The sequence below is a fragment of the Shinella sp. CPCC 101442 genome (genome assembly GCF_024704725.1).
Lineage (GTDB): Bacteria > Pseudomonadota > Alphaproteobacteria > Rhizobiales > Rhizobiaceae > Shinella.
In genome coordinates, this window is the sequence record NZ_JALIQS010000017.1 from 26,369 (window position 1) to 51,336 (window position 24,968).

Genomic DNA, 24,968 nt, shown 5'->3' on the forward strand with positions numbered 1-24,968 from the left:
ATCACGTGCTGCAGACCGTGCCGGAAAGGGATGGGGACGACGTCGAGGGCAAGCCCGCGCCGCGCTCGCTGCGCCGCCGCTGGACGCATCCCTTCACGATCGCGCGCCGCCTCTTTGGCAATGCCGTCTTTTCGAGCCTCACGCGCCGCATCCTCTTCTTCAACCTCGTCGCGCTGGTCGTGCTCGTAGCGGGCATCCTCTACCTCAACCAGTTCCGCGAGGGGCTGATCGATGCGCGTGTCGAGAGCCTGCTGACGCAGGGCGAAATCATCGCCGGCGCGATTTCAGCCTCCGCCTCCGTCGATACCAATTCGATCACCATCGATCCGGAAAAACTGCTGGAATTGCAGGCCGGCCAGAGCATCACGCCGCTGCCGAACGACGAGGACCTGGAATTCCCGATCAATCCCGAGCGCATCGCCCCGGTCCTCAGGCGCCTGATTTCGCCGACCCGCACCCGCGCCCGCATCTACGACACCGACGCCAACCTGCTGCTCGATTCGCGCCATCTCTATACGCAGGGCCAGGTGCTGCGCTTCGACCTGCCGCCGGTGGAGCCGGAAAGCTCGAGCATCACCGAACGGCTGAACATCTGGTTCAACCGCATGCTCCAGCCGGGCAACCTGCCGCAATACAAGGAAGCGCCCGGCGGCGACGGTTCTATCTATCCGGAAGTGATGAACGCGCTGACCGGCGTGCGCGGCGCCGTGGTGCGCGTCAACGACAAGGGCGAGCTGATCGTCTCGGTCGCCGTGCCCGTGCAGCGTTTTCGCGCCGTGCTCGGTGTTCTCCTGTTGTCGACGCAGGCGGGCGACATCGACAAGATCGTGCATGCCGAACGGCTTGCCATCATGCGCGTCGCCGGTGTCGCGGGCCTCGTCAACATCGCGCTGTCGCTCTTGCTCTCCAGCACCATCGCCAATCCGCTGCGCCGGCTTTCGGCCGCCGCGATCCGTGTGCGGCGCGGCGCCAAGGAGCGCGAGGAAATCCCCGACTTCTCCGTGCGCCAGGACGAGATCGGCAACCTCTCCATCGCGCTGCGCCAGATGACGAACGCGCTCTACGACCGCATCGACGCGATCGAGAGTTTTGCCGCCGACGTCAGCCATGAGCTGAAGAACCCGCTGACCTCGCTGCGCAGCGCCGTGGAAACCCTGCCTCTGGCACGCACGGACGATTCGAAGAAGCGGCTGATGGACATCATCCAGCACGACGTGCGCCGTCTCGACCGCCTGATCAGCGACATCTCCGACGCCTCGCGGCTCGATGCGGAGCTGGCCCGCAGCGACGCCCGCACCGTCGACCTCGAAAAGCTGCTCGCCGACCTCATCGACATTTCCCGCCAGGTCAACACGCGCAAGAAACCCGTCAGCCTCGACTTCGTCGTCGATCGCAAGGACAATCCGAAGGTCAAGTTCGAGGTCTCCGGCTACGAGCTGCGCATCGGCCAGATCGTCACCAACCTCATCGAGAACGCCCGCTCCTTCGTGCCGGATCCGGGCGGACGCATCGTCGCGCGGCTGTCGCGTGGCCGCAACGACCGCTGCATCATCCAGATCGAGGATAACGGCCCCGGCATCCAGGCCGAGGATATCGACCGCATCTTCGAGCGGTTCTATACGGACCGGCCGGCCACCGAGGATTTTGGCCAGAATTCCGGCCTTGGCCTCTCCATTTCCCGCCAGATCGCCGAAGCGCATGGCGGCACGCTGAAGGCGGAAAACATCGTCGACAAGGCGACCGGCGCGGTGCGCGGCGCGCGTTTCACCCTTGCCCTTCCCGCCGGTCCCCGGAAATGACCAATCCCGCCAACGTGCACGCAACGGCAATCGTTATCGGCACGACGGGGCTTCTCTTCACCGGCCCCTCCGGCGCCGGCAAGAGTGCGATTGCGCTGCATTGCGTCGAAGAGGCGCGCGCGCGCGGCGTGTTTGCCGCTGTCGTCAGCGACGACCAGGTTCTGGTTTCCGAGGCGAGCGGCCGCCTCGTCGCCCGTGCGCCAAAAAGCATTGCCGGGCTTGCGGAAGTGCGTGGTGCGGGCATCGTTTCCGTCGAGGCCATCGAGGCGGCGGTGCTGCACCGCGCTGTCCGCCTGCTGGAGGCGCGGTTCGAGGAGCGCCTGCCGCCGGAGGAGGAACGCCTTGAAGTTCTTCCCGACCGCTTCCTGCCCTTGACCCGCCTGCCCCTATTTCCGGGTGCGACGGCATTTTCGACTTTGATCGCACTTCACCCGGAATTGCTGCGATCTTGATCGCAAAAGCCCCGCCAAAACGTAAAATCGCCCATTTAGGGCTTGCGCTCGGCCTTTTCATTGACAAGATGGCCACCCCAGCGGTGGACGGAATTGTTGCATTGCGGTATTCGGCCGACCGTTTCGAGTTGGGAAAGTGGAGCGATTGCTGATGATCGGACTGGTGCTTGTCACCCATGGCAGGCTGGCGGAGGAATTTCGTCACGCGCTGGAGCATGTGGTCGGTCCGCAGAAGGCGATCGAGACCGTCTGCATCGGCCCCGAGGACGACATGGACCAGCGCCGCCAGGACATCCTGGAAGCGGTCCTGAAGGCCGACCAGGGCCACGGCGTCATCATCCTCACCGACATGTTCGGCGGCACGCCCTCCAACCTCGCGATATCCGTGATGTCGGGCGAGAAAATCGAAGTGATCGCCGGGGTCAACCTGCCCATGCTGATCAAGCTCGCCGGCATCCGCGGCGAGAACAACATGGAAAAGGCGCTGATCGACGCTTCCGAGGCAGGCCGCAAATATATCAACGTGGCAAGCCGCGTCCTCAGCGGCAAATAAGGTTTCCCGCCGTCCATGACCGTCTCGAAAGAGCTTCTCATCATCAACAAGCGTGGCCTGCACGCCCGCGCTTCGGCGAAATTCGTCCAGACGGTCGACGGTTACGATGCGGAAGTAACCGTGTCCAAGGACGGCATGACCGTCGGCGGCACATCGATCATGGGCCTGATGATGCTTGCCGCCAGCCCCGGCTGCTCCGTCTTCGTGACGGCGACGGGCACGCAGGCGCAATCGGTGCTCGATGCACTCGACGCCCTTGTCGCCGACAAGTTCGGCGAGGAAATGTAATCTTCCCGTTAATATAAGGACATAAAGACTTCTTTATGTCCGGTTGCTCCAGCTGGTGTTTCCTGATAGGAAGCGCCATCGATCAGAGCCAGAAGGCTGGAGATTTTCATGACCACCACGCAGGACTACCACGTCGCCGACATCGCGCTTGCCGATTTCGGCCGCAAGGAAATTCAGATTGCCGAGACCGAAATGCCGGGCCTGATGGCCTGCCGCGAAGAATTCGGCACGGCAAAGCCGCTCAAGGGCGCACGCATCACCGGCTCGCTGCACATGACCATCCAGACCGCCGTCCTCATCGAGACGCTGGTCGCGCTCGGCGCCGACGTGCGCTGGGCCTCGTGCAACATCTTCTCCACGCAGGACCACGCCGCCGCCGCGATCGCCGCCGCCGGCATCCCGGTCTATGCCGTGAAGGGCGAAAGCCTCACCGAATACTGGGAATATACCGACAAGATCTTCCAGTGGACCGATGGCGGCCTCTCCAACATGATTCTCGACGACGGCGGCGACGCCACCATGTACATCCTGCTCGGCGCGCGCGCCGAAGCCGGCGAGAACATCCTGGTCAACCCGGGCTCGGAAGAAGAGGAAATCCTCTTCGCACAGATCAAGAAGCGCCTTGCCGCAACGCCCGGCTGGTTCACCAAGCAGCGCGACGCCATCCAGGGCGTCACCGAAGAGACCACGACCGGCGTCAACCGTCTCTACCAGCTCCAGCAGAAGGGCCTGCTGCCCTTCCCGGCGATCAACGTCAACGATTCGGTCACCAAGTCGAAGTTCGACAACAAATACGGCTGCAAGGAATCGCTGGTCGACGGCATTCGTCGCGGCACCGACGTGATGATGGCCGGCAAGGTCGCCGTCGTCTGCGGCTACGGTGACGTCGGCAAGGGCTCCGCCGCATCGCTCAGCGGCGCCGGCGCCCGCGTGAAGGTCACGGAAATCGACCCGATCTGCGCGCTGCAGGCCGCCATGGACGGCTTTGAAGTCGTCAAGCTCGAGGACGTCGTGTCCTCCGCCGACATCTTCATCACCACCACCGGCAACAAGGACGTCATCCGCATCGAGCACATGCGCGAGATGAAGGACATGGCGATCGTCGGCAATATCGGCCACTTCGACAACGAGATCCAGGTCGCCTCGCTGCGCAATCTCAAGTGGACGAACATCAAGCCGCAGGTCGACATGATCGAGTTCCCGAAGGGCAACCGCATGATCCTGCTCTCGGAAGGCCGCCTCTTGAACCTCGGCAACGCCACCGGCCACCCGTCCTTCGTGATGTCCGCTTCGTTCTCCAATCAAGTTCTGGCGCAGATCGAGCTCTTCACCAAGGGCGATGCGTACAAGAACGAAGTCTACGTCCTGCCCAAGCAGCTCGACGAGAAGGTCGCCCGCCTGCACCTCGCCAAGCTTGGCGCAAGGCTCACCGAACTCTCCGACGAACAGGCCGGCTATATCGGCGTGACGACGACGGGTCCGTTCAAGGCCGAACACTACAGGTACTGATCCTTACCCGGATTATCCACAACATCTAGAGGCGGCGCGCTTGACACAAGCGCGCCGCCTCTTTTTTGGGCCCATCCCTTCCCGTCGATTCGGGAAACAAGTATCGTTTAAAGCATTGATTCGGCGTGCAGATGCGGACCCTTCACGCCGAGTTGGGATGTCTTGTCGATCAGGCGGCAAACGGACGGAGACATACCGGGGATGATGGCGGAATTGAAACGAGGCCGTTCCGGGCAGGCTTTTTGCGTGCCGGAGCGGGACTGCGCGCGTCGACTTGCGCTGCAAAATAATCTTATGGTTAACAAATGGTTGACGACCGGCAGGCGCCGTTTCGTTTCGGCACTTTCGGCAGGATCGGCGCTCATGGCTTTTGCCGGCCCGGCCCATGCAGCCGACCGCTATTTCGCCACCACGGAAATCGTCACGGGCTCCATGCTGCTCGGTGTCATGTCGGCGGCGGTGGTTTCGGCCCTGTGGATGGGTCGCCTGCGCGCGAAAATGGCGGCTGAAAGCCGCGCGCTGAAAGCCAACCTGTCCGATGCCCACCACAATGTTTCCCGCCTGCAGGCGCTGATCGGCGACAAGGACCGCCGCATCGTGGTGTGGGACGGACGGTCCGGCAAGCCGGAGTTTCTCGGCCAGCTGCCGTCCGAGACCGGCGCACCCCAGGCCGACAACGAATTCCTGGCCTTCGGTCGCTGGTTGAAGCCCACGTCGGCCGGCGAGATCGAGCGCGCGGTGGAAAAGCTGCGCTCGCAAGCCCAGAGCTTCGACCTCGTCCTGGAAACGAGCCGCGACGAGGTGCTGGAAGCCCAGGGCCGCGTTTCCGGCGGACAGGCCTTCGTGCGATTCGTGGCGCTGAACAACCTGCGCGCCGAGGCTGCCGAGCTGAAGCTGGAACGCGACCGGCTGGTCGCGGCGCTGACGACGCTGCAAGGCCTGCTCGACCAGATCGACCTGCCTGTCTGGCAGCGCGCCGCCGATGGGTCGCTCGCCTGGGTCAACGAAGCCTATGCCGAAGCCGTCGAGGCGAAGGACGCCGCAAGCGCCGTGCATGAAGGCCGCGAACTGCTGCCGACGATCGCGCGTGAAAAAATCCGCGCCACCAGCACCTATGACATGCCCTACCGCGACAAGGTCTCGACCGTCGTGCACGGCAACCGCGGCTTCTTCGACGTGGTCGATGCCCGCAGCCCGACGGGCTCGGCCGGCATCGCCGTCAACGTCTCCGACGTGGAGGCCGTCCGTGAAGAGCTCATGCGCACGCTGAAGAGCCACGCCGAAACGCTCGACCATCTCGCGACGCCAGTCGCGATCTTCGACGGCGACCAGCGCCTGCAATTCTACAACCAGGCCTTCCAGCATATGTGGGAGGTCGACATGTCCTTCCTCGAAGGCAAACCCGGCAATGGCGAGCTGTTCGACAAGCTGCGCGCCGCCGGCAAGCTGCCGGAACAGCTGAACTGGAAGCAGTGGAAGGACGCGGCTCTTGCCGTCTACCGCGCCATCGAAACGCAGACCGACCTCTGGCACCTGCCGAACGGCCAGACGCTGCGCGTCTTCGCCACCGCGCGCCCGCAGGGCGGCGCGACCTGGGTCTTCGAGAACCTGACCGAAAAGGTCGATCTCGAAACACGCTACAACACCCTGGTGCAGGTGCAGGACGAAACGATCGACCATCTGGCCGAAGGCGTCGCCGTGTTCAGCCCGGATGGCCGCATCCGTCTGTCCAATCCGGCCTTCCGCGCGCTCTGGGGCATCAGCGAGGCCGAGGCGAAATCCGGCACGCATATCCGCGCCATCGAGCAGGCCTGCGCGCCCTCCTACGACAAGCCGGATGGCTGGAAGCGCTTTGCGCATATCATTACCAGCTTCGACGACGAGCGGCCGTCCTGCCAGGGCGTGCTGGAACTGCGCACCGGCCTGGTGCTCGACTTCGCCGTCATTCCGCTGTCCAACGCCCAGACGATGCTGACCTTCGTCAACATCACCGACAGTGTGCGCGTCAGCCGCGCACTCACCGAGAAGAACGATGCCTTGCGCAAAGCGGATGCGCTGAAGAACGATTTCGTCCAGCACGTTTCCTACGAGCTGCGTTCGCCGCTGACCAACATCATCGGCTTCGCGGATCTCCTGAAGACGCCGACCATGGGCGAACTCAACGACAGACAGTCGGAATATGTCGATCACATCGCGACCTCTTCGGCCGTGCTGCTCACAATCGTCAACGACATTCTCGACCTTGCGACCGTCGATGCCGGCATCATGGAACTCGACTATACCGAGATCAACCTGACGGACCTGCTCGACGACGTATCGATGCAGTTCGCCGACCGGCTGCACGAGGCGCAGGTGACGCTGGAAATCACCGCGCCCGACAATCTCGGCACCATCGTCGCCGACCAGCAGCGCCTCAAGCAGATCCTCATCAAGCTGCTCGGCAATGCCGCGAATTTCGCGCCCGCGCACAGCTCGATCGGCCTGCGCTGCTGGCGCGAAGGCGTCGATCTCGTCTTCACGGTCTCCGATCGCGGCCCCGGCATTCCACAGGATGTCCTGAAAACGGTGTTCAACCGCTTCGAAAGCCACGGTCGTCATGGCGGCGCCGGCCTTGGCCTGTCCATCGTCGAGAGTTTCGTCAGCCTGCACCACGGCACCGTCGCCATCGACAGCCATGAGGGCCGCGGCACGAACGTCACCGTACGCATTCCCTCGGCGACGATGACCTCCTTCGCAGCGGCGGAATAGGGTGCGCATGGCGCTCGACATCTTCCTCGCCGACGAAGCCGCGACCATCCGCTTCGGCGAGGACATGGCGCTGGCCGCAAAGCGCGGCGACTATATCGCGCTGTCAGGCGATCTCGGCGCCGGAAAGTCGACTTTCTCGCGCGCCTTGATCCGGGCGGTTGCCGACGATCCATATCTCGAAGTGCCAAGCCCGACCTTCACGCTCGTGCAAAGCTACGACCTGCGCATCCCCGTCGCGCATTTCGACCTCTACCGTATCGCCGAGGCCGCCGAGATCGATGAACTCGGCTTTGACGAGGCGCTCTCCGACGGCATCTGCCTGGTCGAGTGGCCGGAAAAGGGTTTTGGCGCGCTGCCGACGGACGGTATTGTGCTGACCTTCACCCATGAGGGTGATGGCCGTCGTGTCGCCATCGAGGGCCCTGCACCGGCCATGAGCCGGATTCGCCGCTCGCTCGCGATCCGCGCCTTCCTCGACGACGCCGGCTACCGGAACGCCACCCGACGCCATCTGACGGGCGATGCCTCGGTGCGCGCCTACGAGCATGTCTATTCCGGAGACCGGCGTTTCGTGCTGATGGATGCGCCGCGCCACACGCCCGGCCCGATCCTCGCGCAGGGCAAATATTATCAGCAGATCGCCCATATCGCCGAGGACGTGAACCCCTTCATCGCGGTTGGGAAACACCTCGTATCCCGCGGACTGCGCGCCCCTGAAATCTACGAAACGAACATCGAGCAGGGCATTCTGCTGATCGAGGACCTCGGTAGCGACGGCGTGCTCGATGGCAACGGCGTTCCCATTGCCGAGCGCTATCGCGAAAGTGCCGCTTGCCTCGTCCGTCTGCATGGACAGCCGCTCGCCAACGATCTGCCGGTGACCGACGACATCGTGTATCGCGTACCGGATTTCGACCGCGACGCGATGCAGATCGAAGTAAGCCTTCTCACCGACTGGTATCTGCCTTGGAAACGCGGCACGCCGGCAAGCGACGAAGAACGCAGCGCCTATGTCGCGATCTGGGACGGCCTGATCGGCAGCCTTTCGGCGGCGGAGCACAATCTGCTGCTGCGTGATTTCCATTCGCCCAACATCATCTGGCGGCCGGACGCCACCGGCACCGACCGCGTCGGCATCATCGATTTTCAGGATGCGATGATCGGCCCTTCCGCCTATGACGTCGCCTCGCTGGTGCAGGATGCCCGCGTGGACATGCCTGATGGCGTGGCGGACGGCGTGCTCGGCCACTATCTTTCGCTCCGCGCAAACCATGCTGGTTTCGACCGCGAGCGGTTCATGCGCGACTGGCATGTCATGGCGGCGCAGCGCAATTGCAAGCTCGTCGGCATCTGGGTGCGCCTGATGCAGCGCGACGGCAAACCGGCCTATATGCGCCACATGCCGCGCACCTTGCGCAATCTCACGCACGCGCTTTCCCATCCTGACCTCGCCCCCTTGCGCGAGTGGTGCGAAAAGGCTGGAATCCTCGCGACCGAATCATAAGCGCGGGATCACGATGAAGATCGAAGACGCCATGGTGCTGGCCGCCGGCCTTGGAACGCGCCTGCGCCCCATCACCGATACGATGCCGAAGCCGCTGGTGCCGATCGCGGGAAAGCCGATGATCGACTACGGACTGGATGCGCTGGCAGCGGCGGGCGTGAAGCGCGCCGTCGTCAACGTCCATCACTTCGCCGACCAGATGACCGCGCATCTTGAAAAGCGTTCTGAGCCGCAAATCATCCTGTCCGACGAGACGAGCGAGCTGATGAACTCCGGTGGCGGTCTTGCCAAGGGTCTGAAGCTGCTTGGACGGGCGCCCGTCCTCGTCATGAATGCCGATCTCTTCTGGATCGGTGAGACGGTTGGCGAAAAGACCAATCTGCAGCGTCTAGCGGAGGCGTTCGATCCCGAAAGCATGGACATGCTGATGCTCTGCGTGCGGCTGGAGGATACGACCGGTCACAACGGCAAGAAGGATTTTTCCATGGATGCGCATGGCCGCCTCGCCCGCTACCGCGAGGAGAGCGGCAATCCGGTCGTCTATGCCGGCGCCATCGCCATGATGCCCGCGCTGCTCGACGACGCGCCTGACGATGCCTTCAACCTCAACATCTACTTCGACCGCGCCATCGAAAAGGGCCGGCTCTTCGGCCTGATGCTCGAGGGGCACTGGATCACGGTGGGCACGCCGGATGCGATCGGCGCGGCGGAAGCCGTGATCGGCCGTTTGCGCGAGGCGGCAGCGTGACGAGTGCGCGCGGCGGCCGCATCTTTTCGATCCCGGCAAGCCTGCCCTTTCTGAAGACGGTGGCGGAAAGCCTGATCGACGGGCGTCTGGTTCCCGGCTTCACCTACGATCCCGCCGATCCGCTGGCGCTCGCCGACGTCACCATCTATGTACCGACCCGGCGTTCGGCCCGCGTGCTGCGCTCGGAATTCGTCGATCTCTTCGGCGGCAAATCGGCGATCCTGCCGGTCATCCGCGCGCTTGGCGAGACCGATGACGACAGCGGCTTCTTCGACGAGGTTGCACCGGCCCTGCTTGACATGGCCGAACCGCTGTCCGGCCCGACGCGCCTTCTGGAACTGGCCCGGCTGGTGCTCGCCTGGCGCAACAGCCTGCCCGCCGCCGTCACCTCCATCCATGCCGAAAGTCCGCTCGTCGCACCCGCAAGCCCCGCCGACGCCGTCTGGCTTGCCCGCAACCTCGCCGACATCATCGACGCGATGGAGACGGAAGAGCTGGACTGGTCGGCGCTCGACGGGCTCGATGTCTCCAACCACGCCCTGTGGTGGCAGCTCACCGCCGAGTTTCTGAAGATCGCCAGCGTGTTCTGGCCGGCCCGCCTCGCCGAGATCGGCCGTTCCTCGCCGTCGCTGCGCCGCAATGCGACGCTGCATGCGGAAACCGAACGGTATCGCCACACGCCACCGGCCGGCCCAGTCATCATCGCCGGCTCGACCGGCTCCATTCCCGCGACGGCCGGACTGATCGCGGCCGTGGCCGGATTGCCAAACGGCGTCGTCATCCTGCCGGGGCTCGACCGCTTCATGTCGGATGCAGAATGGCTTCTGGTCGGCCATCAGGGCGGCGCGGAAGGCGGGCAGAAACCGGATGCCGCCGCGCGCAGCCATTCGCAATACGGCCTTCACCGCCTGCTCACCCGCATGGGCTGCACGCGCAACGATGTCGACGTGCTCGGCACGCCACCCGCTGACCTGGAATACCGCTCGAAACTCATCTCTAGCGCTTTCCTGCCGACACAGGCCACAGCCGGCTGGGGCGAGGTGCGCGAGGCTCTCGATGCAAACCAGGTGGCCGACGCCTTTCGTGCGGTCTCTCTTGTCGAAGCGGCGAACGAACGCGAGGAGGCGCTGGCGATCGCCATCGCGCTGCGCCTTGCGCTTGAGGACAGCGACGAGGCCCAGGCAGCGCTGATCACGCCCGATCGAAAACTCGGCCGGCGCGTCGCGGCGGAATTGGCCCGTTTCGGCATCGAAGCGGACGATTCGGCCGGCACGCCGCTGCTCTCAACACCGCAGGGCACCCTGCTGCGCCTTCTCGCCGAGGCTGCGCTGCGCCCCGGCGATCCGGTGCCGCTCGTCGCTCTGCTTAAACATCCCCTCGCCCGCTTCGGTTTGCCGATCGAGGAGCTCCACCAAGCCGTGACCGCGCTGGAACTGACGGCGTTGCGCGGCGGCACCGCGGAGATCGATGTTTCGGCACTGGAGCCGCTGCTCGAAGCCGCCGTTGCGCGGCAGGCCGGGGATCGCCATCCGCCCGTCTGGCGCACCGCGTTGCCGGAGGCGGCGATCCCGCTTGCCCGCGACCTCACCCGACGCATCGCGGCAGCCGTCGAGCCGCTGGCCGGCCTCCTGGTTCATGAGAGCCGCACCGGACGGCGCTTTACCTCTAAACTGCCGCTCTCCGACTGGGCCGGGCGCACCGGGCGTGCGCTGGAGGCAGTTGCGGTGGACGAGCGCAACGACCTTGCGGCCCTCTGGTCGGGTGAAGCCGGTGACAGTCTCGCCAATCTTCTCAAGGGCGTGATCGAGACCGACGGGCAGATCGAGGCCGACGGACCGCAATGGTGCGATATCATCGAGGCCCTGGCAGCGAGCGAAAGCGTCAAGCCGCGATCCATGCGCCATCCGCGCGTCTTCATTTTCGGCGCGCTCGAATCGCGCCTTCAGAGTGTCGATACCGTCGTCGTCGGCGGGCTCAACGAGGGCACCTGGCCGGGACAGTCGGCAAACGATGCCTTCCTGTCGCGCATCATGAAGGTGGAAATCGGCCTCGAACCACCGGAACGCCGCATCGGCCAGCTCGGTCACGACCTGCAGATGGCCGCCGCCACGCCGAAACTCGTTTTCACGCGCGCCTTGCGCAGCGGCACCGCGCCGACGGTCGCCTCACGCTGGATTCAACGCCTCATCGCCGTCGGCGGGCCGACGCTGGCGGCCGACCTGCGCGCCCGTGGCAAGAACCTCACCGACTGGGCGGCCCAGATCGATAAAAGCGCCAGCGTGCCCACCGCCGCGCGCCCCGAGCCGCGTCCGCCGGCGGAACTTCAGCCGAAAAAATACTCCTTCAGCGAGATCGGGCGCCTGCGCCGCGATCCCTATTCCATCTATGCCCGGCATATCCTGCGGCTTCATCCCATCGCCCCGTTCAATCTCGATCCGGGACCGGCGGAGCGCGGTTCGCTCTATCACCGCATCGTCGACCGTTTCGTTCGCGCGGAGGGAAGCGGCGAGCCGCTGACCGTCATCGGCCATATCCTCGACGAGGAGTTCGATGCCATCGCCCTGCCGCCGCATATCGACGCCGTCTGGCGGCCGCGCTTTGCCGCCGTCGCGCGCGCCTTCGTGCACTGGCATCTGAAACGTGCGCCGGGCGTGCGCGAAAGCCTGACGGAAGTCCCGGCCTCGCTCGATCTTTCGGTCGGGGGCATCCGGCTGACGGGCATTGCGGACCGCATCGATCTTCTGCCCGATGGCAGCGCCGATATCCTCGACTACAAGACGGGCAGCACGCCTTCGCTGAAGGTGGCGCGCGCACTGCTCGATCCGCAGCTGGCGCTGGAGGCCGCAGCCATCCGCCGGGCTGCCTTCCGCGGTCCGGGCCAACGCGAGCCGGCGAACCTTCTCTATGTGCGCCTCAAACCCGGCGAACGGTTCGATGCCGAACAGGTCAACAACGAGGGCGCCAAGAACAATCCGAAATCAGCCGTGGAGCTGGCGGAAGACGCGCTCGGCGAACTGGAAAAACTGCTGACCGGCCTCATCGAGGGCCGCTTCGGCTTCAAATCCCGCGTCGTGCCCGAGCAGGAGCGCGACTATGGCGGCGAATACGACCATCTGGCCCGCGTCGCCGAATGGTCTTCTGCGGAAAACGGCGAGGAGGGCGACGATGCCTGAGACCGAAAGCCCCGTCGAGGACCGCCCCGCTTCCGCAGATCCCGCCGCCTGGCTGAGCTGGACCTCGCAAAAACAGGCGACGGCCTCCGATCCCGCCCGCTCCGCCTGGGTTTCGGCCAATGCCGGCTCGGGCAAGACGCATGTCCTGACGCAGCGCGTCATCCGGCTGCTGCTCGCCGGCTGCCGCCCGTCCGCCATCCTTTGCCTCACCTATACCAAGGCGGCCGCCTCTGAAATGTCGAACCGCGTCTTCGAGCGGCTTGCCGAATGGGCGACGCTTTCCGACGAGGCCCTTTCCGACCGCGTTGCCGCCATCGACGGCACGCGGCCCGACCTGTTCAAGCTCGCCGAGGCGCGCCGGCTCTTTGCCCGCGCGCTGGAAACGCCGGGCGGGCTGAAAATCCAGACCATCCACGCCTTCTGCGAGGCGCTGCTGCACCAGTTTCCGCTGGAGGCCAATGTCGCGGGCCATTTCGCCGTGCTCGACGACCGCTCCGCCGCCGTGCTGCTGGCCGATGCGCGCCGCACGCTGCTGACCGCGACGGCGAACGAGGATGACCGTGCGCTTGCCGAGGCCTTTGCGACGGTGCTCGACATCGCCGACGATACGGGGCTCGAAAAACTGCTCTCGGATATCGTCGCCGCACGCGGGCCGATCCGCATCTTCCTCGATGGCGCCGCGAAGGTCGGCGGCGTGGAGGCGGTGCTGCGGCGCGAGACAGGGCTGGCGGCGACCGAAACCGCCGAAAACATTCTTGCCGCCTTCTGGCCGCTGGACGGCCTTTCGGGACCAACGCTCGAAGCCTATCTTTCGGCCGCCGAGACGCTGGGCAGCGATACCGTCAGGACATCGGCCGCCGGTTTGCGCTCCGCAAGCCGGCTCACCGACGCGGAAGCCCGGCGCACCACGCTGCATGCGCTGTTCTTCACGAAGGACGGTTCGCCCAAAAAAATCGGCACGGCCTTTTTCTCCGCAGCACTCAAGAAACAGTTTCCACAGTTCGAGGACGCCCTGATCGCCGCGCAGGACCATGTCGTCGCCTGCACCGAGCGGCTGCGACGCCTGCGCATGGTCGAGGCGACACTGGCGGCACTGACCATCGCCGAGCGGCTGATCGGCGACTACGAGGACCTGAAGCGCGCGCGCAGCCTGCTGGATTTCGACGACCTGATCGACCGTACGGCAACGCTTCTTACCCGCGAACGGGTGAGCGCCTGGGTGCACTACAAGCTCGACCAGGGCATCGACCATATCCTCGTCGACGAGGCGCAGGATACCAGCCCGCGGCAATGGCAGATCGTAAAAGCGCTGACGGACGATTTCTTTGCCGGTGAGACGGCGCGCCGCCTGGAGCGCACGATCTTCGCCGTGGGCGACGAGAAGCAGTCGATCTATTCCTTCCAGGGCGCCCGGCCGGAGCGTTTTGCAGAAGAGGGACGCGACGTTTCCCGGCGCACGCAGGCGGCGGATGCAGCCTTCAGCCCGATCCGGCTGCTGTTGTCCTTCCGCTCGACGCGTGACGTGCTCTCGGCCGTGGACCGTGTCTTTCTCGACCCGGCCAATGCCCGCGGCCTGTCGCCCGATGGCGGCGAGATCGTGCATGCCTCCAACCGCGGGCGCGAGCCCGGTGCCGTCGATATATGGGAGGTGATCGCCGCCCCCCCGGCGCTCGACGAAGAGGACTGGACGGCCCCCTTCGACGCGGTGGCCGAGGAGGCGCCGATCAACATGCTGGCACGGCGCATCGCCGACACGCTTGCCGGATGGATCGGCCGCGAGACGGTGACGGAAAAGGGCAAGGCACGGCCGATGGAGGCCGGCGACATCATCGTGCTCGTGCGCAAGCGCGACGCCTTCGTCAACGCGCTGACGCGCACGCTGAAGCAGCGCCACAGCCTGCCCGTCGCCGGCGCTGACCGGCTCGTGCTGACAAAACACATCGCGGTGCAGGACCTGATGGCGCTTGGCCGCTTCGCCGTTCTGCCGGAGGACGACCTTTCGCTCGCCGCCCTGCTGAAGAGCCCGCTCTTCGGGGCGAACGAAGAAACCGTTTTCGAGCTTGCCGCCCGACGAGGCGAATGGCAGAGCCTTTGGACGCGGCTGCTGGAGACGGCGGAGACCGATTCGATCCTCGAACCCATCGTTCGCCGGCTCGAAAACATGATCGGCGATGCGCGCAGCCAATCCGTGCATGACTTTTACGCACGCATTCTGGGCGCGGGTGGCGGGCGGCGCGCGTTTCTGGCCCGGCTCGGCGCGGAAGCCGGTGAAATCATCGACGAGTTCCTGACCTTTGCGCTGGAGCAGGAGGAAAACGGCCTTCCTGGCCTGCAGGCTTTCGTTTCCACGCTGGAACTGGAGGCGCCGACCGTCAAGCGCGAGCAGGACAAGGCGCGCGGCGAAATCCGCATCATGACCGTGCACGCCGCCAAGGGCCTGGAAGCACCGGTCGTCTTCCTCGTCGATGGCGGCTCCAAACCGTTCAATTCAAACCATATGCCGAAACTGCGCTTCCTTGCGGGAGAGCATCCGGCGGGCGGCCTGCCGATCTGGCTGCCGCTGAAGGATCTCGGCAATGCGCTGACGGAGGCCGATGCCGAGCGCATCAAGGCCGGGGCGGAGGAGGAATATCGCCGGCTGCTCTACGTGGCGATGACGCGGGCGGCGGACCGGCTCGTCGTCTGCGGCTATCGCGGGCGGCAGGAGGTCAAGGACACCTGGCATCCGATGATCACGACCGCGCTCTCTACCGACGAAACACGCTGCGTCGAGACAGCCTTCTCGACACCGGGTGAAAGCTGGCAGGGTTTCTCCTGGCGCGAGGCGGGTGCGGCCGTCGTCGGTGCGGCTTCGGTGACACTTGCCGAGGATCGGGCGAAAACGGTGCTGCCCGAAGCGCTCGGCAAGCCTTTGCCGCCACAGAAGGCATTGCCCCGACCCCTCAGCCCTTCGGGTGCGGCTGCCGTCATCGAGACCGATGCGGCCGATCTTCTGGTGCCCTCCGCACTTTTTAGCCGGAAGGGTGGCGTGCCCGGCAGCGGGCTGGCGCTGGAACGCGGACGCATCCTGCACCGGTTCCTGCAGATCCTGCCGTCCTTCCCGCCGCAAGAACGCCCCGCGGCGGCGCGGCGCTATCTGGAACGGGCAGCGGCGCATTGGCCGGAACATGCCCGCGCATCACTGCTGGACGCGGCACTCGCAGTCATCGGCGACGACAGCCTTGCGACGATCTTTTCACAGGGTGCGCGGGCGGAAGTGTCGATCATGGGCACGCTGACGCTTGGCCGCCGGGACTTTGCCGTCTCCGGCCGTATCGACCGCATGGCCGTCAACGACCATGCGGTGGAGATCGTCGACTTCAAGACGAACCGCGTGCCGCCGGCATCGATTGCGGAGATACCCTTCGAGCATCGGGCGCAGCTTGCGATCTACCGCGCGATCCTCGAACCGCTCTATCCGGGTCGCGAAATCCGCTGCGGGCTGATCTATACGGAGGCGGCGAAAACCTATTGGCTGGACGCCGGCCTGCTGGATACGAGCCTTGCCGAACTCACGGCAAAGTGAGATACCGGGCGGGACCGATCGTGCCGGCCCGACGATTCAGGCCTTGAAACAGACGGCCCGCCGCATCACATTTCCTGCAACACTCATCGTTCAAGGAGAGCCTCATGGCTACCGTAAAAGTCGACCAGTCCAACTTCCAGGCTGAAGTCCTGAATTCCGCAGAGCCTGTCGTCGTCGATTTCTGGGCTGAATGGTGCGGCCCGTGCAAGATGATCGCTCCGGCACTCGAGGAAATCTCGACGGAACTCGCCGGCAAGGTGAAGGTCGCCAAGCTGAACATCGACGAGAACCCGGAACTGGCTGCCCAGTTCGGCGTTCGCTCGATCCCGACGCTTGCCATTTTCAAGGGCGGCGAAGTGGCCGACATCAAGGTCGGCGCTGCCCCCAAGACGGCGCTTTCCTCCTGGATTTCCAGCGCCGCCTGATCGGCCAGACTGGTCCAACTGAAAAGCCCGGCTTCGGCCGGGCTTTTTTCGTTTGTCAGGTCGGTGGGGTTCCGTTGTCGGCCAGGACATCGCCGACCAGATAGAGCGAGCCGCCGATCAGGATGCGCGGGGGGACGGCGTCTTCCTCCGTGATACGGGCGATCTCGACAAGCGCCTCGGCGACGCCGGAAAAGGGTTCAGCCTCCAGCCCGGCGCGCGCGGCGTCTTCGGCAAGCGCCACCGGGTCCAGCCCGGCGTCGGAGCCTCGGACCGGCACGGTAAAGACACGTTCGGCGAGCCCCCCGAAAGGCTCGAAATAGCCGACCGGATCCTTCGTGTTGATCATGCCCGTGACGAGGAAAAGCGGGCGTGCCTCGCGTTCCTCGAAATTTGCCATGGTCTCGGCGATCACCTGGCCGGCACCGGGATTGTGGCCGCCATCGACCCAGATCTCGCTGGCGCGCGGGGCAAGCCGGGCGAGAACGCCGTCCGTCAGACGCTGGAGGCGGCCGGGCCATTCGACATGGGTGAGGCCGATTTCCAGCGCGTGGTCGGAAATCGTGAAGCCGGTGGCCTTCACCGCGCGGATCGCCGCGGCGGCATTGGCATATTGGTGGCGGCCAGGCAGGCGCGGCAACGGCAGGTCGGCAAGGCCGAATTCGTCCTGATAGACGAGGCGACCGTATTCCTGATGCGCCATGAAATCCTGACCGTAGACGGCGTGCGGGCAACCGAGCCGCTCGGCGGTCTCGATCAGCACGTCGCGGGCGGCGTCTTCCGTCTGGAAGCCGATGACCACGGGCACGCCACGCTTCATGATGCCGGCCTTCTCGGCAGCGATCAGCTCGACGCGATCGCCGAGATAGGCCTGATGGTCGAGCGAGATCGGCATGATGATGGAGACGGCCGGGCGGGGCATGACGTTCGTCGCATCGAAACGCCCGCCAAGGCCAACCTCGATGATCGCCACATCGGCCGGATGTTCGGCAAAGAGCACGAAGGTGACGGCCGTCAGGATTTCGAAGACGGTAATCTTCTGGCCGCCATTGGCATCCGCGACACGGCGTACGGCATCGGCAAGGACCGCATCCTCCACGAACTGGCCGCGGCCGCCCGCTACACCAAGCCGATAGCGCTCGTGCCAGTTGACGAGGTGGGGCGAGGTGTGGACATGGACGCTGAGACCCTGGGCTTCCAGGATCGCGCGGCAGAAGGCCGTGACCGAGCCCTTGCCGTTGGTGCCGGCCACATGAATGACCGGCGGCAGTTTCAGATGCGGATCGCCAAGGGCGGAAAGCAACCGCGTGATGCGATCCAGCGAAAGATCGAAGCCCTTGGGATGGAGACCGAGAAGCTTCTCGATCTCCGCTGCCGCTTCGCTCACCACCAGGCCGGTCATGTTACTGGGCCGCGATGGCGACGGCGCCGTTTCCGACCACCGATGCCGCCGGCTTCTTCATGAGGATCTTCAGAAGACGGGCGAGCGTATCGGGAATGTCATGGCGCTTGATGACCATATCGACCATGCCGTGATCCAGCAGGTACTCCGAAGTCTGGAAGCCCTCGGGCAGCTTTTCGCGGATGGTCTGCTCGATGACGCGCTTGCCGGCAAAGCAGATTTCGGCACCCGGCTCGGCCAGGTGGATATCGCCCAGCATGGCGTAGGACGCCGTGACACCACCCGTCGTCGGGTTGGTGAGCACGACGATATAGGGCAGGCCCGCTTCCTTCAGCATTTCCACGGCAACGGTGGTGCGCGGCAGCTGCATCAGTGAGAGGATGCCTTCCTGCATGCGCGCGCCGCCCGAGGCGGGGAACATGACGAGCGGGCACTTTTCGGCAATCGCCCGTTCGAAGGCCTTGATGATGGCCTCACCGGCGGCAATGCCGAGCGAACCGCCCATGAAGTTGAATTCATGCACGACGCCGACGAGCTTGACGCCACGCACCTTGCCGACGCCAGCGACGATCGTGTCTTCGAGGTCCGTCTTGATGCGGCTGTCCTTGAGGCGATCCGCATACTTCTTCGAATCGCGGAACTTCAGCGGGTCCTGCGCGACCTTCGGCTGCTGCAGAGCCTCATAGACGCCATCGTCGAAGAGGTCCTTGAGGCGGGCCTTGGCCGGCATCTTCATGTGGTAGCCCGAGGCCGGGATGACCCACTTGTTTTCCTCGAGATCGCGATGGAATACCATCTCGCCGGTTTCCGGGCACTTGATCCAGAGATTTTCCGGTACATCCCGGTCAGGGCGGCCAAGCATCGAGTTGATCTTCGGCCGAACGTAATTCGTGATCCAGTTCACGGTCTAGACTCCCGTTATAATGGTGGTTCCCATGTGGGAACTTTATTCCGCCGCCGCAAGGCGCGACGCACGCACGCCCGATGCGAGGCTCATGACCAGCGTTTCGACACCGGCAACGGTGGCGGCACTGGCCTTGCCTTCCGCCGTCAGGCTGGAGGCGATCTGGTTGACGATGGCCGTGCCGACGACGACGCCATCCGCCGAAGCGCCGATGGCCCGTGCATGCTCGGCCGTCTTGACGCCGAAGCCGACGCAGACCGGCAGCTTCGTATGGGCCTTGATGCGGCCGACGGCGCTGCCGATAAGCGAGGGATCCGGCAAGGCAGAACCGGTGATGCCGTTCATCGAGACGTAATAGACGAAGCCCGACGTGTTCTTCAGAACAGCCGGCAGGCGCTTCTCGTCCGTCGTCGGCGTGGCGAGACGGATGAAGTTGATGCCCTTGGCAAGCGCCGGGATGCACAGTTCGTCGTCCATTTCGGGCGGCAGATCGACGACGATCAGGCCGTCGATGCCGGCGTCCAGCGCCTCATCGAGGAAACGCTCGACGCCGTAGATGTAGATCGGGTTGTAGTAGCCCATCAGCACGATCGGGGTCGCGTCATCTTGCCTGCGGAAGTCGCGCGCCATCTGGAGCGTCTTGGCGAGCGTCTGGCCGGCCTTCAGCGCGCGCTGGCCGGCGAGCTGGATCGCCGGGCCGTCGGCCATCGGATCGGAAAAGGCCATGCCGAGTTCGATGACGTCGGCACCGGCCTTCGGCAGCGCCTTCATGATCTCGATCGAGCTCGCATAATCCGGATCGCCGCCCATGAAATAGGTGACGAGGGCCGGGCGGCCTTCCGCGGCGAGATCCGCGAAGCGTTTGTCCATGCGTGCAGTCATGCTCAGAGCTCCATGCCGAGGATCTTGCCGACGGTGAAGATATCCTTGTCGCCGCGGCCGGAGAGGTTCATCAGGATGATCTGGTCCTTGCCCATCTTGGGCGCACGCTTGATCACTTCGGCTATGGCATGGCTCGGCTCCAGCGCCGGGATGATGCCTTCAAGTCTGGTCAGCAGCTGGAAAGCTTCCAGCGCCTCGTCGTCCATGATCGGAACGTATTCGGCACGGCCGATCTGGTGCAGCCAGGCATGTTCCGGGCCGATGCCGGGATAATCGAGGCCGGCCGAGATCGAATGGCCCTCCTTGATCTGGCCGTCGGCATCCTGCAGCAGATAGGTGCGGTTGCCATGCAGCACGCCCGGCGAGCCGGCGGTCAGCGAGGCACAGTGCAGATCGCCGTCGAGGCCCTTGCCGCCGGCTTCGACGCCGACGATCCGGACGCTCTTGTCGTCGAGGAACGGATGGAAGATGCCGATGGCATTGGAACCACCGCCCACGGCCGCGATGACCATATCCGGCAGACGGCCTTCGGCTGCGAGCAGCTGTTCGCGGGCTTCCGTGCCGATGACCGACTGGAAGTCGCGCACCAGCTCCGGATAGGGATGCGGGCCGGCGGCGGTGCCGATCAGGTAATAGGTGTCGTCGACATTGGTGACCCAGTCACGCAGCGCCTCGTTCATAGCATCCTTCAGCGTGCCGCTGCCGGCGGTGACGGGCTTCACCTCGGCACCGAGCAGCTTCATGCGGAAGACGTTCGGCGCCTGACGCTCGACGTCGGTCGCACCCATATAGACGACGCAGGGGAAACCGAAGCGCGCGGCGACGGTGGCCGAGGCCACGCCATGCTGGCCGGCACCGGTTTCGGCGATGATGCGTGTCTTGCCCATGCGCTTGGCGAGCAGGATCTGGCCGATGCAATTGTTGATCTTGTGCGAGCCGGTGTGGTTCAGCTCCTCGCGCTTGAAATAGATCTTTGCGCCGCCGAGATGCTGCGTCAGGCGTTCGGCATAATAGAGTGGGCTCGGGCGGCCGATATAGTGCGCACCGAGGTCCTTCAGCTCCGCCTGGAAGGCCGGATCGGTCTTGGCCTTGTCCCATTCCGCCTGAAGTTCGAGGATCAGCGGCATCAGGGTTTCGGCGACGAAACGACCGCCGAAAATGCCGAAGCGACCGTCCTCATCGGGACCTTCGCGATACGAATTCAGGTTGGGTGACTGGTTCACTTGCCTCTCCCTGCGACGGCGGTCTTGTCGTCCGCCTTGTTCGCCGCCTCAAAAAACGCTTCCATCAGGCCGAGATCCTTGACCCCAGGCGCGCTTTCGACACCCGAACTGGTGTCGATGCCCGGCGCGCCGGTCAGTTGAATGGCCTCGGCGAGGTTATCCTTGTTCAGCCCACCCGAAAGCATGTAATCGACGCTTCCGTCAAGCAAATGCATGAGTTTCCAGTCGAAGGAGACCCCGTTGCCGCCCGGAAGTTCAGAGCCTGCCGGCGGTTTCGCGTCAAACAGGAAGCGGTCGGCGATGCCGATATAGGGATCGATCTTCTTCAGGTCGTCCGCCTCACGCACCGAAAAGGCTTTCATGACGGGCAGGCCATAGACCGCCTTGACCGTCAGCACCCGTTCCGGGCTTTCCGCGCCATGCAGTTGCAGAATGTCGGGCGAGAGCTGGTCGACGATCTCGTCCAGCGTATCGCTGTCGGCATCAACCGTCACCGCAACAATCTTCACGCGGCCGCGAACGCGGTCGGCCAGACGGCCGGCGTCGGAGGGCTCGATGTTGCGCGGGCTTTTCGGAAAAAAGATGAAGCCGATATGGGTGGCACCGAGCGCAACCGCCTTGTCGACGGCCTCTTCGGTCTTCAGCCCGCAGATTTTAATGTCGCGTTTCATGGGGAACGGGTTCGCACGAATCACCGGAAGAGTCGAGCCGAAAGACGGCGACAACAGGACCGGAAACGCCACCCTTGCACGGGCCGCAGCGCTGCCCATATGGAAGGAAACGACAGACCGGAGACCATCATGCGGCTCATCATCGCCATCCTTCTGCCCTTTCTCGTGTTTTTCACCATCGGGCGGCCGATTGCCGGCATTATCTGCCTCATTTTGCAGGTGACGCTGATCGGCTGGCTGCCGGCCGCGATCTGGGCAGTTTATGCGCTTAGCCAGTACAATACGGACAAGAAGATCAGCGAAGCGCTTGCAAATCGTCGCTAGTTTTTGGCGGAACGCGCTTCGGGCTGCCTAGCCGAAGTCCACGGCATGAAGCAGGCTGCCGTTGCGCTTCAACCAGCGCTTGGCCTCTTGCGTCGTTGGGCACAGTTGCTCGCAAAGGTCCCAGAAATCCGGGCTATGGTTCATTTCGCGAAGATGCGCCACTTCATGGGCAGCGAGATAATCGATGACATGCGGCGGCGCCATGGCAATGCGCCAGGAGAAGCTGAGCGCGCCATCCGCGGAGCAGGAACCCCAGCGGCTGCGGGTATCGCGCAGCGTCAGCGACTTCACTTTCCTGCCGATGCGGCCCGCATGGACGGCAACCAGCCGGTCCAACTCCAGCCGGGCTTCCTTCTTCAGGAAATCCGATATGCGGCGGGGAATACTCTCCTCCATGCCGCCGACACGCAGCACCGCCTCGTCCTCGACGATGACGGCCTCGGTCAGACCGCGCAGCCGGCCCGTCGCCTCGATGCGGTGGGCGATGCCGCGGATCATGACATAACCGCCGTCGGCCAGTTCGTTCGTCGTGCGGAATTTGGCGAGCTTCGTCATCAGCCAGCCCTGATGGCGATCGAGGAAATCGCGGATATCGCGCTCGGCAATACCTGACGGCACCGTCATGCGCAGCGCCCGGCCGCCCGGCTCGATGCGAAGCGTCAGCCGTGTCGCGCGAGAATCCCGTTTGATGGTGAGCGGCAGGCGCCTGCCATTGACGTCAAGCTCGCGCCGTTCCGGCGGAGGCGGCGTCTTCAGGGCCTTTCGGGGCTTGCGAAGCAAGGAGAACATGCTGCCTTTCATAACCGATTCGAGGCCGGCTGAAATGCCTCAACGCAAAACCGGCGCTCGCGGCGCCGGCTCTGTCTTCATCTGTCCCGATGGTATCAGGTCGCCGGGAAGCCCGGCACATCGCCACGACCCTCGGCACGGCGTTCGCGCATAAAACGGTCGAACTCCTCCTGGTCCTTGGCGCGGCGAAGCTCGCGGCTATAGGCATCGAACTGTTCGCGCATCTCGTCGAGCTTGCGGCGCTCTTCGTCGAGGCGGGCGAGTTCGGCATCACGCCAATCGTCGAAGGCGACGTTGCCGGTGGCGCTGCGGAACGCATGGCCACGGCCACCGCGGAACTTGCTGCGGCAGGAGGCGAACATGCCGTCGAGATTGTCGTTGGCGTCTTTCTTGAAGTTTCTCAGGCGATCGCCGAAGATGATGTAGGCAAGCATGGCAAGGCCGAGCGGCCAGAATACCACGAAGCCCAGCACCATCAGGGCGATGGTCGCAGGCGTCCAGTCCGGACGAATGAGCGCTGACTGGTTCATGTGCAATCTTCCTCACGATCGGCGGAAACCACCTCGGTTTCCGATGAATCCGATGTGGTTAGACCGCCCATCGCGTTCAAGACGATGGCGCATGAATTCGGACAAGTGCCTGAAACGAGCCCGAAAAATCAGGCTGCGCCGCCGGCCTTGCCGCCCTTGATGACATGCGGCACCAGCTTTGCCTTGTTGGCCTTGCCGTGGGTCTCGATGAAAGACAGGATGCGCGGCGCGATCTCCTTGCGGAAGCGCGAGCCGTTGAACACGCCGTAATGGCCGACATCCGGCTGCATGTAGTGCATGCGCATGTCGTCGGGAATGTTGGTGCAGATCGTCTGCGCCGCCTTGGTCTGGCCGACGCCGGAGATATCGTCGTTCTCGCCCTCGACGGTCAAAAGCGCCACCTTGCGGATCGCCGTCGTATCGACGGGGCGCGAACGGTGCATCATTTCACCCTTCGGCAGCGCGTGCGTCATGAACACGGTTTCGACGGTCTGGAGATAGAACTCGGCGGTCAAATCCATGACGGCGAGATATTCGTCGTAGAAATCGCGGTGCTTTTCGGCCGCGTCGCCGTCGTTCTTGACGAGATGGGCGAAGAACTCCTTGTGCGCGACGACATGGCGGTCGAGGTTCATCGACATGAAGCCCGAGAGCTGCAGGAAGCCCGGATAGACCTGGCGCATGAAGCCCGGCTGCGGCCACGGAACCGGCATGATGACATTGTCGCGGAACCAGTCGAGCGGCTTTTCCTTGGCGAGGTTGTTGACCGCGGTCGGATTGATGCGCGTGTCGATCGGCCCGCCCATCAGCGTCATGGTGGAGGGCGACAGCGGATCGTTGTCCGCCTCCATGACGGCAACGGCCGCCAGCACCGGCACCGCCGGCTGGCAGACGGCGATCACATGCGTATCCGGACCCAGCGCATGCAGCATCTGGATAACGTAGTCGATATAGTCGTCGAGATCGAAGGAGCCCTCGGAAATCGGCACCATGCGGGCATCGATCCAGTCGGTGATATGCACCTCGGCATGCGGCAGCAGCGCCTCGACGGTGCCGCGCAGAAGCGTCGCATAGTGGCCCGACATCGGCGCGACGATCAGGATCTTCGGATCCTTGCGGTGGCCGGCCGGCAGACAGCGCTCGAAATGAATGAGATTGCAGAAGGGACGCTTCCAGACGATCTTTTCGTGAACGGAGATGTCCTTGCCGTCGATCGGCGTGGTGGGCAGGTCGAAGGCCGGCTTGCCGTAGCGCCGGGTGGTCCGCTCGAGAACCTCGAAGCCCGCGGCCATGGTGCGGCCGAAATAGGTATGCGAGATCGGATTGAGCGGGTTGCGGAAGGCGATCCGCATCTGGTCCGCCGCAGCGCGCCAGGGCGCCATCATCGCATGGTTGAGTTCGTAGAGCTGATAATACATCGGACGCGTTATCCCATTTTCCCGGTGCGGTGCTCTTGCACCACGCCGTCTCACCCGGTTTCCG

21 protein-coding genes are annotated in these 24,968 nt (G+C 64.4%); 12 read left to right on the plus strand and 9 right to left on the minus strand.

Annotation, left to right across the window (positions count from 1 at the left end):
- The first annotated feature begins 68 nt into the window (after positions 1 to 68).
- The 5 genes from MUO32_RS28595 to ahcY all read left to right on the plus strand — a co-directional run bounded on the left by MUO32_RS28595 (position 69) and on the right by ahcY (position 4,601).
- Entirely contained in the window at positions 69 to 1,799 is a 1,731-nt protein-coding gene (locus tag MUO32_RS28595; protein WP_257951809.1) for a sensor histidine kinase, read from the plus strand.
- Complete coding sequence (locus MUO32_RS28600) at positions 1,796 to 2,251, plus strand: HPr kinase/phosphorylase (RefSeq protein ID WP_257951778.1); 456 nt, start codon at positions 1,796 to 1,798, stop codon at positions 2,249 to 2,251. Before MUO32_RS28595 ends, MUO32_RS28600 begins: the two co-directional genes overlap by 4 nt.
- Positions 2,252 to 2,402: 151 nt before the next feature.
- Entirely contained in the window at positions 2,403 to 2,804 is a 402-nt protein-coding gene (locus MUO32_RS28605) for a PTS sugar transporter subunit IIA (protein WP_257951779.1), read from the plus strand.
- Positions 2,805 to 2,819: 15 nt separating this feature from the next.
- Positions 2,820 to 3,092, plus strand: a complete 273-nt coding sequence (locus MUO32_RS28610; RefSeq protein WP_257951780.1) for an HPr family phosphocarrier protein — start codon at positions 2,820 to 2,822, stop codon at positions 3,090 to 3,092.
- A gap of 108 nt (positions 3,093 to 3,200) precedes the next feature.
- Entirely contained in the window at positions 3,201 to 4,601 is a 1,401-nt protein-coding gene (gene ahcY, locus MUO32_RS28615; RefSeq protein ID WP_257951781.1) for an adenosylhomocysteinase, read from the plus strand.
- Positions 4,602 to 4,708: 107 nt separating this feature from the next.
- On the opposite strand, the gene MUO32_RS28620 is transcribed toward ahcY, so the two are convergent.
- Positions 4,709 to 4,966: a hypothetical protein gene (locus MUO32_RS28620; RefSeq protein WP_257951810.1), complete on the minus strand. Its 258-nt coding sequence runs from the start codon at positions 4,964 to 4,966 to the stop codon at positions 4,709 to 4,711.
- Between MUO32_RS28620 and MUO32_RS28625 the strand changes: the two genes are divergently transcribed.
- From MUO32_RS28625 to trxA, 6 genes are all read left to right on the plus strand, one after another.
- Positions 4,896 to 7,349: a PAS domain-containing sensor histidine kinase gene (locus tag MUO32_RS28625; RefSeq protein WP_257951782.1), complete on the plus strand. Its 2,454-nt coding sequence runs from the start codon at positions 4,896 to 4,898 to the stop codon at positions 7,347 to 7,349. The genes MUO32_RS28620 and MUO32_RS28625 overlap by 71 nt on opposite strands.
- Positions 7,350 to 7,356: 7 nt before the next feature.
- Positions 7,357 to 8,853 (plus strand): tRNA (adenosine(37)-N6)-threonylcarbamoyltransferase complex ATPase subunit type 1 TsaE, encoded by a 1,497-nt coding sequence (gene tsaE, locus MUO32_RS28630; RefSeq protein WP_257951783.1) that lies wholly within the window; start codon positions 7,357 to 7,359, stop codon positions 8,851 to 8,853.
- Positions 8,854 to 8,866: 13 nt separating this feature from the next.
- Positions 8,867 to 9,601: a nucleotidyltransferase family protein gene (locus MUO32_RS28635; RefSeq protein WP_257951784.1), complete on the plus strand. Its 735-nt coding sequence runs from the start codon at positions 8,867 to 8,869 to the stop codon at positions 9,599 to 9,601.
- On the plus strand, positions 9,598 to 12,774 hold the full coding sequence (gene addB, locus MUO32_RS28640) for a double-strand break repair protein AddB (protein WP_257951785.1): 3,177 nt from the start codon (positions 9,598 to 9,600) through the stop codon (positions 12,772 to 12,774). The genes MUO32_RS28635 and addB overlap by 4 nt, the downstream gene beginning before the upstream one ends.
- On the plus strand, positions 12,767 to 16,339 hold the full coding sequence (gene addA, locus MUO32_RS28645; protein ID WP_257951786.1) for a double-strand break repair helicase AddA: 3,573 nt from the start codon (positions 12,767 to 12,769) through the stop codon (positions 16,337 to 16,339). The genes addB and addA overlap by 8 nt, the downstream gene beginning before the upstream one ends.
- Positions 16,340 to 16,443: 104 nt before the next feature.
- Positions 16,444 to 16,764 (plus strand): thioredoxin, encoded by a 321-nt coding sequence (gene trxA / locus MUO32_RS28650; protein ID WP_257951787.1) that lies wholly within the window; start codon positions 16,444 to 16,446, stop codon positions 16,762 to 16,764.
- Positions 16,765 to 16,819: 55 nt separating this feature from the next.
- Here trxA and MUO32_RS28655 read toward each other — a convergent pair whose 3' ends face one another.
- Genes MUO32_RS28655 through MUO32_RS28675 form a run of 5 tightly spaced genes read right to left on the minus strand, consistent with a single transcriptional unit; the run spans position 16,820 to position 21,843 of the window.
- The gene (locus tag MUO32_RS28655) at positions 16,820 to 18,163 is read right to left on the minus strand and encodes a folylpolyglutamate synthase/dihydrofolate synthase family protein (protein WP_257951788.1); all 1,344 of its coding nucleotides are present in this window, start codon (positions 18,161 to 18,163) and stop codon (positions 16,820 to 16,822) included.
- A 1-nt stretch (position 18,164) separates the two neighbouring features.
- Positions 18,165 to 19,067, minus strand: a complete 903-nt coding sequence (accD, locus tag MUO32_RS28660) for an acetyl-CoA carboxylase, carboxyltransferase subunit beta (protein ID WP_257951789.1) — start codon at positions 19,065 to 19,067, stop codon at positions 18,165 to 18,167.
- 42 nt (positions 19,068 to 19,109) lie between these two features.
- Positions 19,110 to 19,949, minus strand: coding sequence for a tryptophan synthase subunit alpha (gene trpA / locus MUO32_RS28665; RefSeq protein ID WP_257951790.1), 840 nt, complete (start codon positions 19,947 to 19,949; stop codon positions 19,110 to 19,112).
- A gap of 2 nt (positions 19,950 to 19,951) precedes the next feature.
- On the minus strand, positions 19,952 to 21,172 hold the full coding sequence (trpB, locus tag MUO32_RS28670; RefSeq protein ID WP_257951791.1) for a tryptophan synthase subunit beta: 1,221 nt from the start codon (positions 21,170 to 21,172) through the stop codon (positions 19,952 to 19,954).
- Entirely contained in the window at positions 21,169 to 21,843 is a 675-nt protein-coding gene (locus MUO32_RS28675; RefSeq protein ID WP_257951792.1) for a phosphoribosylanthranilate isomerase, read from the minus strand. Before MUO32_RS28675 ends, trpB begins: the two co-directional genes overlap by 4 nt.
- 129 nt (positions 21,844 to 21,972) lie before the next feature.
- Here MUO32_RS28675 and MUO32_RS28680 point away from each other — a divergent pair, with 129 nt between their 5' ends.
- Complete coding sequence (locus tag MUO32_RS28680; protein ID WP_257951793.1) at positions 21,973 to 22,167, plus strand: YqaE/Pmp3 family membrane protein; 195 nt, start codon at positions 21,973 to 21,975, stop codon at positions 22,165 to 22,167.
- 27 nt (positions 22,168 to 22,194) lie between these two features.
- Here the strand turns inward: MUO32_RS28680 and MUO32_RS28685 are convergent, their stop codons facing one another.
- The 3 genes from MUO32_RS28685 to phaZ form a co-directional block, all read right to left on the minus strand.
- The gene (locus MUO32_RS28685; RefSeq protein ID WP_257951794.1) at positions 22,195 to 22,956 is read right to left on the minus strand and encodes a M48 family metallopeptidase; all 762 of its coding nucleotides are present in this window, start codon (positions 22,954 to 22,956) and stop codon (positions 22,195 to 22,197) included.
- A 95-nt stretch (positions 22,957 to 23,051) separates the two neighbouring features.
- Entirely contained in the window at positions 23,052 to 23,486 is a 435-nt protein-coding gene (locus MUO32_RS28690) for a DUF2852 domain-containing protein (RefSeq protein ID WP_257951795.1), read from the minus strand.
- 128 nt (positions 23,487 to 23,614) lie between these two features.
- Positions 23,615 to 24,904, minus strand: a complete 1,290-nt coding sequence (phaZ, locus tag MUO32_RS28695) for a polyhydroxyalkanoate depolymerase (RefSeq protein WP_257951796.1) — start codon at positions 24,902 to 24,904, stop codon at positions 23,615 to 23,617.
- Between the last annotated feature and the right edge of the window lie 64 nt (positions 24,905 to 24,968).

Bases quoted from the DNA above. Each gene is read 5' to 3' on its own strand.
- MUO32_RS28675 (WP_257951792.1), bottom strand. From the start codon at position 21,843: ATGAAACGCGACATTAAAATCTGCGGGCTGAAGACCGAAGAGGCCGTC.
- MUO32_RS28600 (WP_257951778.1), top strand. From the start codon at position 1,796: ATGACCAATCCCGCCAACGTGCACGCAACGGCAATCGTTATCGGCACG.
- MUO32_RS28610 (WP_257951780.1), top strand. From the start codon at position 2,820: ATGACCGTCTCGAAAGAGCTTCTCATCATCAACAAGCGTGGCCTGCAC.
- addA (WP_257951786.1), top strand. From the start codon at position 12,767: ATGCCTGAGACCGAAAGCCCCGTCGAGGACCGCCCCGCTTCCGCAGAT.
- trpA (WP_257951790.1), bottom strand. From the start codon at position 19,949: ATGACTGCACGCATGGACAAACGCTTCGCGGATCTCGCCGCGGAAGGC.
- MUO32_RS28635 (WP_257951784.1), top strand. From the start codon at position 8,867: ATGAAGATCGAAGACGCCATGGTGCTGGCCGCCGGCCTTGGAACGCGC.
- MUO32_RS28690 (WP_257951795.1), bottom strand. From the start codon at position 23,486: ATGAACCAGTCAGCGCTCATTCGTCCGGACTGGACGCCTGCGACCATC.
- MUO32_RS28655 (WP_257951788.1), bottom strand. From the start codon at position 18,163: ATGACCGGCCTGGTGGTGAGCGAAGCGGCAGCGGAGATCGAGAAGCTT.
- trxA (WP_257951787.1), top strand. From the start codon at position 16,444: ATGGCTACCGTAAAAGTCGACCAGTCCAACTTCCAGGCTGAAGTCCTG.
- MUO32_RS28685 (WP_257951794.1), bottom strand. From the start codon at position 22,956: ATGTTCTCCTTGCTTCGCAAGCCCCGAAAGGCCCTGAAGACGCCGCCT.
- ahcY (WP_257951781.1), top strand. From the start codon at position 3,201: ATGACCACCACGCAGGACTACCACGTCGCCGACATCGCGCTTGCCGAT.
- MUO32_RS28620 (WP_257951810.1), bottom strand. From the start codon at position 4,966: ATGAGCGCCGATCCTGCCGAAAGTGCCGAAACGAAACGGCGCCTGCCG.
- MUO32_RS28605 (WP_257951779.1), top strand. From the start codon at position 2,403: ATGATCGGACTGGTGCTTGTCACCCATGGCAGGCTGGCGGAGGAATTT.
- MUO32_RS28625 (WP_257951782.1), top strand. From the start codon at position 4,896: ATGGTTAACAAATGGTTGACGACCGGCAGGCGCCGTTTCGTTTCGGCA.
- MUO32_RS28680 (WP_257951793.1), top strand. From the start codon at position 21,973: ATGCGGCTCATCATCGCCATCCTTCTGCCCTTTCTCGTGTTTTTCACC.
- phaZ (WP_257951796.1), bottom strand. From the start codon at position 24,904: ATGTATTATCAGCTCTACGAACTCAACCATGCGATGATGGCGCCCTGG.
- tsaE (WP_257951783.1), top strand. From the start codon at position 7,357: ATGGCGCTCGACATCTTCCTCGCCGACGAAGCCGCGACCATCCGCTTC.